12 protein-coding genes are annotated in these 15,511 nt (G+C 70.7%); 10 read left to right on the top strand and 2 right to left on the bottom strand.

Features of this window, described 5'->3' with window-relative positions; genetic code table 11:
• The first annotated feature begins 267 nt into the window (after positions 1-267).
• The 5 genes from cyc2 (at position 268) to CCN33_RS05860 (ending at position 7,298) form a co-directional block, all read left to right on the top strand.
• Positions 268-2,427: a germacradienol/geosmin synthase Cyc2 gene (gene cyc2, locus CCN33_RS05880; RefSeq protein ID WP_086691836.1), complete on the top strand. Its 2,160-nt coding sequence runs from the start codon at positions 268-270 to the stop codon at positions 2,425-2,427.
• A 110-nt stretch (positions 2,428-2,537) separates the two neighbouring features.
• Positions 2,538-3,662, top strand: coding sequence for an aminopeptidase P family protein (locus CCN33_RS05875; RefSeq protein ID WP_086691833.1), 1,125 nt, complete (start codon positions 2,538-2,540; stop codon positions 3,660-3,662).
• Positions 3,663-3,717: 55 nt separating this feature from the next.
• Positions 3,718-4,362 carry an IucA/IucC family C-terminal-domain containing protein gene (locus tag CCN33_RS33625; RefSeq protein WP_167387781.1) on the top strand — a complete coding sequence of 215 codons (645 nt, stop codon included), beginning with the start codon at positions 3,718-3,720 and terminating at the stop codon, positions 4,360-4,362.
• Positions 4,363-4,399: 37 nt separating this feature from the next.
• Positions 4,400-5,161 carry a GNAT family N-acetyltransferase gene (locus CCN33_RS05865; protein ID WP_208621665.1) on the top strand — a complete coding sequence of 254 codons (762 nt, stop codon included), beginning with the start codon at positions 4,400-4,402 and terminating at the stop codon, positions 5,159-5,161.
• A 160-nt stretch (positions 5,162-5,321) separates the two neighbouring features.
• Positions 5,322-7,298, top strand: coding sequence for an ATP-dependent DNA helicase (locus tag CCN33_RS05860; protein ID WP_086691827.1), 1,977 nt, complete (start codon positions 5,322-5,324; stop codon positions 7,296-7,298).
• A gap of 136 nt (positions 7,299-7,434) precedes the next feature.
• On the opposite strand, the gene lexA is transcribed toward CCN33_RS05860, so the two are convergent.
• Positions 7,435-8,211, bottom strand: coding sequence for a transcriptional repressor LexA (gene lexA, locus CCN33_RS05855; RefSeq protein ID WP_030803240.1), 777 nt, complete (start codon positions 8,209-8,211; stop codon positions 7,435-7,437).
• Between the two features lie 581 nt (positions 8,212-8,792).
• On the opposite strand from lexA, the gene nrdR reads away from it, so the two are divergent.
• On the top strand, positions 8,793-9,353 hold the full coding sequence (nrdR, locus tag CCN33_RS05850; RefSeq protein ID WP_086691839.1) for a transcriptional regulator NrdR: 561 nt from the start codon (positions 8,793-8,795) through the stop codon (positions 9,351-9,353).
• 124 nt (positions 9,354-9,477) lie between these two features.
• A complete protein-coding gene (locus CCN33_RS05845; RefSeq protein ID WP_086691824.1) occupies positions 9,478-12,378 on the top strand; it encodes a vitamin B12-dependent ribonucleotide reductase in 2,901 nt (966 codons plus the stop codon).
• A 126-nt stretch (positions 12,379-12,504) separates the two neighbouring features.
• On the opposite strand, the gene CCN33_RS05840 is transcribed toward CCN33_RS05845, so the two are convergent.
• Entirely contained in the window at positions 12,505-13,038 is a 534-nt protein-coding gene (locus CCN33_RS05840; RefSeq protein ID WP_086691821.1) for a TerD family protein, read from the bottom strand.
• Between the two features lie 150 nt (positions 13,039-13,188).
• Between CCN33_RS05840 and CCN33_RS05835 the strand changes: the two genes are divergently transcribed.
• From CCN33_RS05835 to CCN33_RS05825, 3 genes are all read left to right on the top strand, one after another.
• Entirely contained in the window at positions 13,189-13,794 is a 606-nt protein-coding gene (locus CCN33_RS05835; protein ID WP_086691818.1) for a YdbC family protein, read from the top strand.
• Between the two features lie 81 nt (positions 13,795-13,875).
• Positions 13,876-14,535, top strand: coding sequence for a histidine phosphatase family protein (locus CCN33_RS05830; protein WP_086691815.1), 660 nt, complete (start codon positions 13,876-13,878; stop codon positions 14,533-14,535).
• 12 nt (positions 14,536-14,547) lie between these two features.
• A complete protein-coding gene (locus tag CCN33_RS05825) occupies positions 14,548-15,459 on the top strand; it encodes an ADP-ribosylglycohydrolase family protein (RefSeq protein ID WP_086691813.1) in 912 nt (303 codons plus the stop codon).
• Positions 15,460-15,511 lie beyond the last annotated feature (52 nt).

The following is a 15,511-nucleotide window of genomic DNA, read 5'->3' as shown; positions in this document are numbered from 1 at the left end:
AATCGGTGCCGGGGAGGCGGGGAGGGGATCATGGCCCATACCGTGGCCCCGGCCCGAGGGACGGACAAGGGGAGGGACGGCCTCCGGCGCCGGGCTGTCCGGATGTCGTCGGCAGGGCCGGAAACGGGCCACGGGCAGGGGTGTGGCTGTGACGGTCAACGCCACACCAGGCGGCGCGAGTTCCCGGTTTCGACACTGGTTCACGCGATGGTGTGATCATCCCAGTCGCGGCGGATGGCCCATTTGCCCGGCGGGTAGCCCCCCGCCATGACGCAGCCGTTCGAACTCCCGCACTTCTACATGCCGTACCCCGCGCGGCTCAATCCGCATCTGGACGAAGCCCGTGCCCACTCCACCGGGTGGGCGCGCGAGATGGGCATGCTGGAGGGCTCCGGGATCTGGGACCAGGCCGACCTGGAGGCACATGACTACGGCCTGCTGTGCGCCTACACCCACCCCGACTGCGACGGCCCCGCGCTCTCGCTGATCACCGACTGGTACGTGTGGGTGTTCTTCTTCGACGACCACTTCCTCGACATGTTCAAGCGCACTCCGGACCGCGCGGCCGGCAAGGCCCACCTGGACCGGCTCCCGCTGTTCATGCCGCTCGACCCCGCCACCCCCGTCCCCGAGCCGGAGAACCCGGTCGAGGCCGGCCTCGCCGACCTCTGGGCGCGCACGGTTCCGGCGATGTCCGCGGACTGGCGCCGCCGCTTCGCCGTGGCGACCGAGCATCTGCTCAACGAGTCGATGTGGGAGCTGTCCAACATCGACGAGGGCCGGATCGCCAACCCGGTCGAGTACATCGAGATGCGCCGCAAGGTGGGCGGCGCCCCCTGGTCGGCGGGACTCGTGGAGTACGCGACCGCCGAGGTGCCCGCCCCGGTCGCGGAGTCCCGGCCGCTCCGGGTGCTGATGGAGACCTTCTCCGACGCCGTCCACCTGCGCAACGACCTGTTCTCCTACCAGCGTGAGGTGGAGGAGGAGGGCGAGAACAGCAACGGCGTGCTGGTGCTGGAGCGGTTCTTCGGCTGCTCCACCCAGCAGGCCGCCGAGATCGTCAACGACGTCCTCACCTCACGGCTGCACCAGTTCGAGCACACCGCGCTCACCGAGGTGCCCGCAGTGGCGCTGGAGAACGGCCTGCGGCCCGACGAGGTCGCGGCGGTGGCCGCGTACACCAAGGGGCTGCAGGACTGGCAGTCCGGCGGCCACGAATGGCATCTGCGCTCCAGCCGGTACATGAACCAGGGAGCCCGCTCCGAGACGCCCTGGCGCGTGCCGAGCGGCCCCGGCACCTCCGCCGCCGACGTCCGCGCCGTGCTGGCCTCGGCGGGCGCCCAGCGCCTGCGCGCGTACACGCACGTCCCGTACCAGAAGGTCGGGCCGTCGGTGCTGCCCGAGTTCCACATGCCGTTCCCGCTGGAGCTGAGCCCGCACGCCGACGCCTCCCGGCAGCACCTCGTCACGTGGTGCCACACGATGGGCATCCTGAGCGAGGGCGTCTGGGACGAGGACAAGCTCGCCGCGTACGACCTCGCCCTGTGCTCCGCCGGACTCGATCCCGACGCCACGCCCGAGGCGCTCGACCTGAGCGCGCAGTGGCTCGCCTGGGGGACGTACGGCGACGACTACTACCCCCTGGTGTACGGCCGCCGCCGCGATCTGGCCGCCGCCCGGCTGACCACGGCCCGGCTGTCCCGGTGCATGCCGGTCGACGGCGAACCCGGGATCGTCCCGGCCAACGCCATGGAGCGCGGGCTCGCCGACCTGTGGAGGCGGACCACCGCGCCGATGAGCGTCGAGCAGCGGCACACCCTGAAGGCCGCCGTCGACGTGATGACCGAGAGCTGGGTGTGGGAGCTGTCCAACCAGCTCCAGCACCGCGTCCCCGACCCCGTCGACTACCTGGAGATGCGCCGCGCCACCTTCGGCTCCGACCTCACCCTGAGCATGTGCCGGATGGGCCAGGGCCCGGCCGTTCCGCCCGAGGTGTACCGCACCGGACCGGTGCGCTCGCTGGAGAACGCCGCTGTCGACTACGCCTGCCTGCTCAACGACGTCTTCTCGTACCAGAAGGAGATCGAGTACGAGGGCGAGATCCACAACGCGATCCTCGTGGTGCAGAACTTCTTCGGCGTCGACTACCCGGCCGCGCTCGCCGTCGTCCACGACCTGATGACCCAGCGCATGCGGCAGTTCGAACATGTGGTCGCGCACGAACTGCCCGTGCTCTACGACGACTTCCAGCTCTCCGGGGAGGCGCGGGCGGCGATGGACCACTACGTCCTCGACCTCCAGAACTGGCTCGCGGGCATCCTCAACTGGCATCGGGAGGTCGACCGTTACAAGGCCGAGTGGCTGGGCGGCCGCGCCCACGGCTTCGTACCCGGCCAGGCACCGGGGCGACTCCAGCCGACCGGCTGACGGCGCCCCCGCGCCCCTGGTGGTCACCGGGAACCCGGTGGTCGCCGTATGCCCCGCGCGTCATGATGGCCGTACGCGCCCCGCCGCCACGACCACACCCGGAGGCCCGGATGACCGGCAGTACACCCGCGATCTTCACCGCCGAGGACTACCGTGCCCGCATGGCGCGCGCCACCGGCGCCGCCGCCGGGGCGGGGCTCGGAGGACTGCTCGTGGCGCCGGGACCGGACCTGGTCTGGCTCACGGGGTACGCGCCACCGGTCACCGAGCGGCTCACGCTGCTGGTCCTGGTGCCGGGCCGCGACCCCGTGCTCGTGGTGCCCGCGCTGGAGGCCCCCGACGCCGAGCGGGCCGCGGGCGCCCCCGCGCTCACCCTGCTGAAGTGGACCGACGGCGAGGACCCGCACTCCCTCACCGCCGAGCTGCTCGGCCCCCAGGGCGGCGTCGGCGTCAGCGACAACATGTGGGCGCTGCATCTGCTGGCCCTCCAGCGGGCTCTGCCGGACCTCAGGTGCAGCGCGCTCACCGACGCGCTGCCCATGCTGCGGGCCGTCAAGGACGCGGCCGAGCTGGAGCTGCTGGCCGGCGCCGGGGCCGCGGCCGACGCCGCCTTCGAGGAGATCAGAAAGCTGCCCTTCGCCGGGCGCCGCGAGGACGAGGTGGGGCGCGACCTCGCCGGTCTGTTGCGCCGCTTCGGCCACTCCCAGGTGGACTTCACCATCGTCGGCTCCGGCCCCAACGGGGCCAACCCGCACCACGAGGTCGGGGAGCGGGTCATCCAGCGGGGCGACATGGTCGTCCTCGACTTCGGCGGGCTCAAGGACGGCTACGGCTCCGACACCACCCGCACGGTCCACGTGGGCGAGCCGACCGAGGAGGAGCGCCGGGTGCACGACGTGGTGCGGGCCGCGCAGGAGGCCGGGTTCCGGGCCGTCCGGCCGGGCGCCACCTGCCAGGACGTCGACCGTGCCGCCCGCGCGGTGATCGAGGACGCGGGCTACGGGCCCTACTTCATCCACCGCACCGGGCACGGCATCGGCGTCACCACGCACGAGCCGCCGTACATGATCGAGGGCGAGGAGCAGCCGCTCGTGCCCGGCATGTGCTTCTCCATCGAGCCCGGCATCTACCTGCCCGGCCGGTTCGGGGTCCGGATCGAGGACATCGTGACGGTGACGGACGAGGGCGGACGCCGCCTGAACAACACCACCCGTGAGATGGTCGTGGTGGACTGACCAGAACCGGGCAGCCACCTTTGCGACGACCTTCCGGAACGGCGAGACACGACCCATGACCCGGCCACCGACCCCCACCCCGGACACCGTGCGCGCACTGGTCCGCTCGCTGCTCAGGAGCGGCACGGCCCAAGGGCCCGACGTACGGCCCGTCGCGCCGGAGCACCCGTACACCTGGTGGGTCGGGACCCGGTACGTGCTGCGGCTCGCGCCCGACCGGGAGGCGTCCGTCCGCCTGCGGCGGGAGACGCGGCTCAGGGACCTGGTGCGGCCCCATGTGCCCGTCGTCGTCCCGTCCGCGGTGGCGCACGGCGACTGGACGCCCGGCCTCGCCTGCACGCTCGACGCCCGGCTGCCGGGCATCGGAGAGCACAGCGACACCTTCGTCTCCGACGAGGTCACCGACGAACGCTTCGCCTACTACCTCGCCATCAACAACGTGTTCGGCCTCATCGGCGCCTTCGGCTCCCAGCGCCTGGCCGACGAACACCTCCTCCTTGCCGCGTTCCGCCGCTTCCTCACCGCCGCCGCCTCCGGCCCAGCCGCCCTGCGCAGCCCCCTGCCGGGCAACCTGCTCGACTCACCCGTACTGCGCTGCAAGGCCAACCTGCTGACCCGGCTGCACGGCCTGGACGAACTCGCCGGACCCGTCGACACCCAGTCCGTCTACGTCACCATCGCCAACCCCCTTCATTCCTGAACCTCTTCGTCCACCCGCCCCCCTGAGAGGAGCGCACGTGTCCCTCACCGACACCGGCGCCGCCGAAGCCCTTCCCGTCCCGGCCGCCCCCGGCTGCCGGGGCAGCGCCGACACCGGGGCGAACGCGCTCCATTGGGACAGCGAAGAGACGCTGGACCTGCGCCTGCCCGCCGAATTCACCGCGCTGCGCAGCGCGTTGCCCGACCAGGCGTCCTCGCCCCGCGCCGGGGACCTGCTGGACGGCATCCACGCCTGGGGCCCAACCCCCACCCCGGTGGGCACCTTTGAACTGGCCCCCCTCCGCCTCGACCGCGATCTCCCCCTCGTCCACGGGTGGATGAACGACCCGGCAGTCGCGGAGTTCTGGGAGCTGGCCGGACCACAGGACCGGTCCGAGCGCCACCTCCGCGCGCAACTCGACGGCGACGGACGCAGCGTGCCCTGCCTGGGCATGCTCGACGGCACCGCCATGAGCTACTGGGAGATCTACCGCGCCGACCTCGACCCGCTGGCCCGCTTCTACCCGGCGCGCCCGCAGGACACCGGTATCCACCTGCTGATCGGAGACGGCGCGCACCGGGGACGAGGGCTCGGCTCCGCCCTGCTCACAGCCGTGGCCGAGCTGGTTATGGAACGCCGCCGCGCCTGCACACGCGTCGTCGCGGAACCTGACATTCGCAACACCCCCTCGGTGACCGTTTTCCGCAAGGCCGGGTTCCGATGCCGGGCGGAGATCGATCTGCCCGGCAAGCGGGCCGCCCTCATGATCCGGGACCGGGTCCGGCACGAACCCTCGTAGCACCACGTGATCGGGTGCTCACCTGTTGTACGTGCGGCGGTTCCGTCGAGTTCCCGCTGTCACCGAAAAAGTTCAGGAGTTCGGAAGTGTTCGCATCCCGCTCCGCCCGCCCCGGCGAGCGGGCACGATTGTCAGTGCGGGGCCGTAGGGTGGTCGGGCTATGACGAAGCCCTCACTCCCCGAACTCCTCCACGCCGCCGTCTCCGCCGTCGGCGGCACGGAGCGCCCCGGCCAGGTGACCATGGCCGAAGCGGTCGCCGAGGCGATCGACGACACCTCCCATCTGCTGGTGCAGGCCGGTACCGGCACCGGTAAGTCGCTCGGTTACCTCGTGCCCGCGCTCGCGCACGGGGAGCGGGTCGTCGTCGCCACCGCCACGCTCGCGCTCCAGCGCCAGCTCGTGGAGCGCGACCTGCCGCGCACGGTCGACGCGCTGCACCCGTTGCTGCGGCGCCGGCCGGAGTTCGCCATGCTCAAGGGGCGCTCCAACTATCTGTGCCTGCACCGGCTGCACGAGGGCATGCCGCAGGACGAGGAGGACGGGCTCTTCGACCAGTTCGAGGCGGCCGCCCCCACCAGCAAGCTGGGCCAGGACCTGCTCCGGCTGCGCGACTGGTCCGACGAGACGGAGAACGGCGACCGGGACGACCTCACGCCGGGCGTCTCCGACCGGGCCTGGGCCCAGGTGTCGGTGTCGTCGCGCGAGTGCCTCGGCGCCTCGAAGTGCGCGTACGGTGCCGAGTGCTTCGCGGAGATGGCCCGTGAACGCGCCAAGCTCGCGGACGTCGTGGTGACCAACCACGCGCTGCTGGCGATCGACGCCATCGAGGGTGCCCCGGTGCTGCCGCAGCACGAGGTGCTGATCGTGGACGAGGCGCACGAACTCGTCTCCCGGGTCACCGGCGCCGCCACCGGTGAGCTCACCCCCGGCCAGGTCAACCGGGCGGTCCGCCGCTCGGCCAAGCTCGTCAACGAGAAGGCCGCCGACCAGCTCCAGACCGCCGCCGAGGGCTTCGAGCGGCTGATGGAGCTGGCCCTGCCGGGCCGCCTGGAGGAGATCCCGGAGGACCTCGGCTACGCCCTGGCCGCCCTGCGCGACGCGGCCCGCACGGTGATCACCGCGCTCGGCACGACGCGCGACAAGTCCGTCCAGGACGAGGACGCCGTCCGCAAGCAGGCGGTGGCCTCAGTGGAGACGGTGTACGCCGTCGCCGAGCGGGTGCTGAACGGCTCGGAGTGGGACGTCGTCTGGTACGAGCGCCACGACCGTTTCGGCGCCTCCCTGCGGGTCGCCCCGATGTCGGTCTCGGGGCTGCTCCGCGAGAAGCTCTTCACCGACCGCAGCGTCGTCCTCACCTCGGCGACCCTGAAGCTCGGCGGGGACTTCAACGGTGTCGGCGCCTCACTGGGCCTGGCTCCGGAGGGCACCGAGGGCGACGACCTGCCGCAGTGGAAGGGTGTCGACGTCGGTTCGCCCTTCGACTACCGCAAGCAGGGCATCCTCTACATCGCCAAGCACCTGGCCCGCCCCGCTCGGGACGGCGACCGCGGCGACATGCTGGACGAGCTGACCGAGCTGATCCAGGCCGCCGGCGGCCGCACGCTCGGCCTGTTCTCCTCCATGCGGGCCGCCCAGCTCGCGGCGGAGGAACTGCGGGTGCGCATCCCCGAGTTCCCCATCCTCCTGCAGGGTGAGGAGACGCTCGGCGAGTTGATCAAGAACTTCGCGGCCGACCCCCGTACCTGCCTCTTCGGCACGCTGTCGCTGTGGCAGGGCGTGGACGTGCCGGGGCCGAGTTGTCAGCTCGTGGTCATGGACAAGATCCCGTTCCCGCGCCCCGACGACCCGCTGATGAGCGCTCGACAGAAGGCGGTGGAGGACGCGGGGGGCAACGGCTTCATGGCGGTCGCGGCCACCCACGCCGCGCTGCTCATGGCCCAGGGCGCGGGCCGGCTTGTCCGGGCGTCCGGGGACCGTGGCGTGGTCGCGGTCCTGGACCAGCGGCTGGCGACCGCGCGCTACGGGTCGTACCTGAAGGCGTCGCTGCCCGACTTCTGGACCACCACCGACCGCAACCAGGTGCGCAAGTCGCTCGCGGCGATCGACGCGACGGCCAAGCAGGCCGAGGAGGAGTGAGCCGGGGGCGGGGGCACCCCGGCGTAGGGGACCGCTCCCGCCGGTAACGGCAATGGCAGGGCCCCGGAACCGGCGCAGGGGTTCCGGGGCCCGGTGCAGGGGGACGAGCCGGGGGGGGGCTTGTCCGGTGCGGGCGTCACACGCGGCGGAGCACCGCGACGACCTTGCCGAGGATGGTGGCGTCGTCGCCGGGGATGGGCTCATAGGCCGCGTTGTGCGGGAGGAGCCAGACATGGCCGTCCTCGCGCTTGAAGCGCTTGACCGTGGCCTCGCCGTCCAGCATGGCGGCCACGATGTCGCCGTTCTCCGCGACGGGCTGGCGGCGGACGGTGACCCAGTCGCCGTCACAGATCGCGGCCTCGATCATGGAGTCGCCGACGACCTTGAGGACGAACAGCTCACCGTCGCCGACGAGCTGCCGGGGGAGGGGGAAGACGTCCTCGACGGACTCCTCGGCGAGGATCGGGCCACCGGCCGCGATGCGACCGACCAGCGGGACGTACGACGCGGCGGGCTTGCCGGCGGTGTCCGTGGGCTGCACGCTGACCGCCTGGTCGGAGCCGCGTACCTCATACGCGCGGGGCCGGTGCGGGTCGCGGCGCAGGAAGCCCTTGCGCTCCAGCGCCATGAGCTGGTGCGCGACCGAGGAGGTGCTGGAGAGGCCGACGGCCTGGCCGATCTCCCGCATGGACGGCGGGTAGCCACGACGCTGCACGGAGTCGCGGATGACCTCGATCACCCGGCGCTGTCGGTCGGTGAGCCCCGAGCTGTCCGCGCGGATGCCTGGAGGTCGGCCCGGCAGGGAGCGCTTGTGGCCCTCGGGCGCGGCTTCGTTCATCGCGTGCACCGGCTCCACCCGGCCCTGGGAGCGGTCCTGGGCGGTGATGGCGGCACTGTCTGCGGTCGTGGTCACGTCGGCCCCTCTCGATGGTCTCCCTGCTGCACAACGGTAGTGGCTTTCGAAAGGTTGCGCCAAACACACGTTCGAGTGAAAAAGTGCGATTCACCTGACGCGATCAAGTGTCCGGGTGTATGGCTTGCCCGACGTCCGGTGGGCAAAAGTGCCCATTGTTGTACTCTTCACCGCCGGGCGGATGGCCTCGCGGTCGTCGCCAGTGTGCCATTCGAACGGTGACCGGCCGATGGCCGGGTCCACCCGCGGTGTGATCACGCCCGTGATTCCCCGTGGGCTTCCAGTGAGATTCACGTTATCCCCGTGGGCGTGCGTGGCCGTACGGAACGCTCTTCCGTGTCGCCCCGGCGCCCTGCCGGGCCGCTCCCGGCAGCTCTTTCCACAGCGACACGCGCATCCGCCGTGAAATCTGGGTCATCCCTACATCTAGTGGTGAGACGGCTACAGGCCCCCACAAGTTGTGGTTGATCTTCGACCCCGGGTCTTCCGGGCCTCTTCGATCGCCTATGCTTGGGGCTGCTTCGTGAGGCCCCTGAGGTCCGGCGAGGCCATCGAGTCTGCTGTGAGGAGGGTTGGAGATCATGCACTGCCCCTTCTGCAGGCACCCCGACAGCCGGGTGGTCGACAGTCGTACGACCGACGACGGCACGTCGATCCGCAGGCGCCGCCAGTGCCCCGACTGCTCCCGTCGTTTCACGACCGTGGAGACGTGTTCGCTCATGGTGGTGAAGCGGTCCGGCGTCACCGAGCCGTTCAGCCGCACCAAGGTGATCAACGGTGTGCGCAAGGCGTGCCAGGGACGTCCCGTCACCGAGGACGCGCTCGCCCAGCTCGGCCAGCGGGTCGAGGAGGCGGTGCGGGCCACCGGGAGTGCCGAGCTGACCACCCACGACGTGGGGCTGGCCATACTCGGCCCGTTGCAGGAGCTCGACCTCGTCGCCTATCTGCGGTTCGCCTCGGTCTACCGGGCGTTCAACTCGCTGGAGGACTTCGAGGCCGCCATCGCCGAACTGCGCGAAGCGACGCCGGACCCCGCCGCGGACGACGGAGACGTCGAGGACGCGGCCTCGGGGAGCCAGGAAGACCAGAGCGGGACGGGACGGACCACCCAGGTCCCCGTGCCCGCACGCGCCGCCGACTGACCGGCCGGCGCACCGAAGACCTGTCGCGGGTCGTAGCTGAGGGTGCCCGCGACACCAGACAGACCACGTGCCCTGGGAACATCGGGGCATTTCAGGGCGTTTTCGCCCGTACATGGGAGGCGGCATGACAGAGACGGCGAGCGGTCCGGCACGAGGTTCCCGCACCAAGGGCACCAAGGCCGGCAAGGGGCTGCGCATCGAGCGCATCCACACCACCCCCGGCGTGCACCCGTACGACGAGGTGGCGTGGGAGCCCCGTGACGTCGTCATGACCAACTGGCGCGACGGCTCGATCAACTTCGAGCAGCGTGGCGTCGAGTTCCCCGACTTCTGGTCGGTGAACGCGGTCAACATCGTCACCAGCAAGTACTTCCGGGGCGCCGTGGGCACCCCGCAGCGCGAGACCGGGCTCAAGCAGCTCATCGACCGCATCGTGAAGACGTACCGCAAGGCCGGCGAGGACCACTCCTACTTCGCCTCGCCCGCCGATGCCGAGATCTTCGAGCACGAGCTGGCCTACGCCCTGCTGCACCAGATCTTCAGCTTCAACAGCCCGGTCTGGTTCAACGTCGGCACGCCGCAGCCCCAGCAGGTCTCCGCCTGCTTCATCCTGTCCGTCGACGACTCCATGGAGTCGATCCTCGACTGGTACAAGGAAGAGGGCATGATCTTCAAGGGCGGTTCGGGCGCCGGTCTGAACCTGTCCCGCATCCGCTCCTCCAAGGAACTGCTCTCCTCGGGCGGCAACGCCTCCGGTCCCGTCTCCTTCATGCGGGGCGCCGACGCCTCCGCCGGAACCATCAAGTCCGGTGGCGCCACCCGCCGCGCGGCCAAGATGGTCGTCCTCGACGTCGATCACCCCGACATCGAGGACTTCATCCAGACGAAGGTCAGCGAGGAGGAGAAGATCCGCGTTCTGCGCGACGCGGGCTTCGACATGGACCTGGGCGGCGACGACATCACGTCCGTCCAGTACCAGAACGCCAACAACTCGGTCCGCGTGAACGACGAGTTCATGCGCGCGGTCGAGAACGGCACCGACTTCGGCCTGCGGGCCCGCATGACCGGTGAGGTCATCGAGGAGGTCGACGCCAAGGCGCTCTTCCGCAAGATCGCCGAGGCGGCCTGGGCCTGTGCCGACCCGGGCATCCAGTACGACGACATGATCAACAACTGGCACACCTGCCCCGAGTCCGGCCGGATCACCGCGTCGAACCCGTGCAGCGAGTACATGCACCTGGACAACACGTCCTGCAACCTCGCCTCGCTGAACCTGATGAAGTTCCTGAAGGACGACGGCAAGGGCAACCAGTCCTTCGAGACCGAGCGCTTCCAGAAGGTCGTCGAGCTGGTCATCACCGCGATGGACATCTCGATCTGCTTCGCGGACTTCCCGACCCAGAAGATCGGCGAGAACACCCGCGCCTTCCGCCAGCTCGGCATCGGCTACGCCAACCTCGGCGCCCTGCTGATGGCCACCGGCCACGCGTACGACTCCGACGGCGGCCGCGCCCTCGCCGGTGCCATCACCTCCCTGATGACCGGCACCGCCTACCGCCGCTCCGCCGAACTGGCCGCGGTCGTCGGCCCGTACGACGGCTACGCCCGCAACGCCGACGCCCACAAGCGCGTCATGAAGCAGCACGCCGACGCCAACGCCGTGGCCGTCCACATGGACGACCTGGACAACCCGGTGTGGGCCGCCGCCACCGAGGCGTGGCAGGACGTGGTGCGCCTGGGCGAGAAGAACGGTTTCCGTAACTCGCAGGCGTCCGTGCTCGCCCCGACCGGCACCATCGGCCTGGCGATGTCCTGCGACACCACCGGTGTCGAGCCGGACCTCGCGCTGGTGAAGTTCAAGAAGCTCGTCGGCGGCGGCTCGATGCAGATCGTCAACGGCACCGTGCCGCAGGCCTTGCGCCGCCTGGGCTACCAGGAGGAGCAGATCGAGGCGGTCGTCGCCCACATCGCCGAGAACGGCAATGTGATCGACGCCCCCGGTCTCAAGCCCGAGCACTACGAGGTGTTCGACTGCGCCATGGGTGAGCGGGCCATCTCCCCGATGGGCCACGTCCGCATGATGGCCGCGATCCAGCCCTGGATCTCCGGCGCCATCTCCAAGACGGTCAACATGCCGGAGACGGCGACCGTCGAGGAGGTCGAGGAGATCTACTTCGAGGCGTGGAAGCTGGGCGTCAAGGCGCTCGCCATCTACCGCGACAACTGCAAGGTCGGCCAGCCGCTCTCCGCCAAGAAGAAGGAGGAGCAGAAGGCCGAGGTCACCGAGAAGGCCGAGGCGACCATCCGCGAGGCCGTGGAGAAGGTCGTCGAGTACCGCCCGGTCCGCAAGCGTCTGCCCAAGGGCCGTCCCGGCATCACCACGTCCTTCACGGTCGGCGGCGCCGAGGGCTACATGACCGCCAACTCCTACCCGGACGACGGTCTCGGCGAGGTCTTCCTGAAGATGTCCAAGCAGGGCTCGACGCTCGCGGGCATGATGGACGCCTTCTCCATCGCCGTGTCGGTGGGCCTCCAGTACGGCGTGCCGCTGGAGACCTACGTCTCGAAGTTCACCAACATGCGCTTCGAGCCGGCCGGTATGACGGACGACCCGGACGTGCGGATGGCGCAGTCGATCGTCGACTACATCTTCCGTCGCCTGGCGCTGGACTTCCTGCCCTTCGAGACCCGCTCCGCGCTCGGTATCCACTCCGCCGAGGAGCGTCAGCGTCACCTGGAGACCGGTTCGTACGAGCCGTCCCTCGAGGAGGAAGAGGTCGACGTCGAGGGTCTGGCCCAGTCCGCCCCGCGTCACACCGAGCTGACGGCCGTGGCCACGCCGAAGGTCGAGTCGGAGGCCGCCAAGCCGGCCCCCAGGCAGGCTCACACCAGCGCGGAGCTGGTCGAGATGCAGCTCGGCATCCAGGCCGACGCCCCGCTCTGCTTCTCCTGCGGCACCAAGATGCAGCGCGCCGGCTCCTGCTACATCTGCGAGGGCTGCGGCTCGACGAGCGGTTGCAGCTGATCAACGGCTGAGCCCGTGACACGGGCCCGGTGAAGGGGCGTCGGCCAGTGGGCCGGCGCCCCTTTCGCCGTCAGCGGCGCACGGGACTGCAGGGGCGCGGACAGACCGGCCGGGGCGTCGAAGTGCTCACGTACGACGTTTGGAGCCCATCACCCGGGTAAACGTGGCGGGGTCCTCGTCGAAGCCGTGGACGCCTGGGTGGAAGGCCCATTCGCCGGAGGCGTCGCGGGTGAACTCGGCGACCACGGCTGCCGTGGCGTCCCGGGCAGCGCTGAAGTCGGCTTCGAAGAGGGTCGTGTAGCCCTCCGAGACGCGGACGGCGGGGTTCAGGACCGAGGCGAACGTGGTGCGGTTCTGGCTCTGCTGGATGACGACACCGACCACCACGCGCGCGTACCGGGCGTCCAGGCGGCCGAGTTCGAGCTTCATGACCTCGTCCCAGCCGAACCCCTTGCCGTCGGGGCTGTCCCGGTTGAGGAAGATCGTGCCGTCCGGGGAGCGGCTGTCGAAGTGCACCAGATAGGCCGGTTCCCCGTACGCGTCCGCCGCCGTGAAGGTCGCGGCGACGACGTCCAGGTCGGAGGGCGGCCGCCCCGCCGGACTGGGGTCCCACTTGAGCGCGACCTCGACCTCGCGGATTCCCTTGCTGACCCCGGTCACCAGGCTTCCCCTTCCCCCTGAAGCGCCATCATCCCCAACTCCCTTGTCGCTGGGACTTCTTCCCATCGTGTCACGCATACGGCACCGGTGCGCGGGCGAACTCCGCCAGAGCGTGACCGACGCCACGCCCGGTGGCCTTACGATGGCGCGGTGCTGGTCAAGTGGATTCGCTGCACCGTGGTGGACCGTCGCGGGTTCGAGCGCGGGCAGCGGAAATGGGCGGGGCTTCTGGGGGAGCCGGGGTTTCGTGGACAGGGCGGAGGCTGGAGCCGGCACCGGCCGGGAGTGGCGCACATCTTCGCCTTCTGGGAGAGCCGCGCCTTCTACGACTCCTTCATGGCCCGCTCGCACGACCGGCTGGCCGCGTCCCAGTCCGGCACGTTCAAGGACTCCCAGGCCAAGCTGTTCGAGTACCGCTTCGACGTGAAGACCGGCTTCGAGCCCCGGTTCACCGACGCCGACCTGGTCCGGGTCGCCCTGTGCCGGGTCCACGAGGAGCGCGTCGAGCACTTCACGCTGATGCAGGAGAAGGTCTGGAACCCGGCGATGGCCGGCTCTCCCGGCATGATCCGGGGCATGTTCGGCGAGGCGGCCGAACACGACTTCCTGGTGCTGTCGATGTGGCGCGCGGCGGCCGAACACGGAAAGTACCGCACCGAACGCGTGGAGCGTCTGGCCCTGCGCGCCCAGACCGAGGCCGACATCGCCTCCCTCACCGGCGACATCGTGGAACTGGAGCCCTCCTGGACGGTCTGAGCCGGGCGAGCGGTGTGACCTACACCGTATGAGGGCCGTACGAGTGCACGGCCCCGCCCCGCTCCCCGTAGGGTTTCCGACATGGCACGACCACGGCGCATCGTCCTTGTCCGGCACGGGGAGTCAGTGGGCAACGTCGATGACTCCGTGTACGAGCGAGAGCCCGACCACGCCCTGGCGCTCACCGACCGCGGCCGGGAGCAGGCGGAGGAGACCGGCAGGCACCTGCGGGAGATCTTCGGCGACGAACGCGTGAGCGTCTACGTCTCGCCGTACCGCCGCACCCACGAGACCCTCGACGCCTTCCGGCTCGACCCGGACCTCATACGCGTGCGCGAGGAGCCCCGGCTGCGCGAGCAGGACTGGGGCAACTGGCAGGAACGCGACGACGTCAAGCTCCAGAAGGCGTACCGGGACGCGTACGGGCACTTCTTCTTCCGCTTCCCGCAGGGCGAGTCCGGCGCCGACGTGTACGACCGCGTCGGCGGCTTCCTGGAGAGCCTGTTCCGCAGCTTCGAGGAGCCCGACCACCCGCCGAACGTCCTCCTGGTGACGCACGGCCTGGCGATGCGGCTGTTCTGCATGCGGTGGTTCCACTGGACGGTGGCCGACTTCGAGTCCCTCTCGAATCCGGGGAACGCCGAGGTGCGCATGCTCGTTCTCGGGGAGGACGGCAAGTATGCCCTGGACAAGCCCTTCGAGCGCTGGCGGGACCCGGTCCCGCACTGGATCGACGGATAGGCTGGCGGGAAGATGATCCCTGAATCCTCCTCCCTCCCCTCCGGGCGCCTGGAGCGCGCCCTGGCCAGTCTGCGCGGCCTCTCGGTGGGCGACGCGCTCGGCTCCCAGTTCTTCGTCCCGGCCAACCACCCGCTGCTCAAGCGGCGCGAACTGCCCGCCGGGCCCTGGCAGTGGACCGACGACACGGAGATGGCCTGCTCCGTCGTCTCGGTCCTGGCCGCGCACCAGATGGTCCACCAGGACGAACTGGCCCGGTCCTTCGCCGATCACCACGACTTCGACCGGGGCTACGGTCCCGCCGTGAACCGGCTCCTCCGGCTCGTCCGCGAAGGCACCGACTGGCGTGAACTCGCCGCCCAGCTCTTCGACGGCCGGGGCTCCTGGGGCAACGGTGCCGCGATGCGCATCGCGCCCCTGGGCGCCTGGTACGCCGACGACCCCGAGCAGGCGACCCACCAGGCGGAGATCTCCGCCTACACCACCCACCAGCACCGCGAGGCGGTGGCCGGCGCCATGGCCGTGGCCGCCGCCGCATCGCTGGCGGCCGCTGCGGGCGGCCCGCCGGCTCCCGAGGCCCTGCTGGACGGCGTGATCGCCCTGGTGCCACGGAGCGCCGTGGGCGCCGGTCTGCGACGCGCGCGGGACATGCTCGACTACGGGGACGCGGCCACCGTGGCGGCCGTCCTCGGCTGCGGGCGCCGGACCAGTGCGCACGACACCGTCCCCTTCGCCCTGTGGTCGGCCGCGCGGGCCCTCGGCGACTTCGAGCATGCCTTCTGGACGACCGCACAGGTCGGCGGCGACGTGGACACGACGTGCGCGATCGTCGGCGGCGTCCTGGCTTCCGGCGCGGCCGGAGCGCCGCCCGCGGAGTGGCTGGAACGGACCGAGCCGCTGCCGGAGTGGGTGCCGGGCCGCGGGTGACGCGCGGGTCGCCGCTGTGATGATTCCGGCTAGGAGGGGGCGGGGTGTCGGG

The organism is Streptomyces recifensis, assembly GCF_002154615.1.
GTDB classification, from domain to species: Bacteria; Actinomycetota; Actinomycetes; order Streptomycetales; family Streptomycetaceae; genus Streptomyces; species Streptomyces griseoluteus.
The sequence above is the reverse complement of the archived record's forward strand: the minus strand, read 5'-3'. Positions and strand labels throughout refer to the sequence as shown.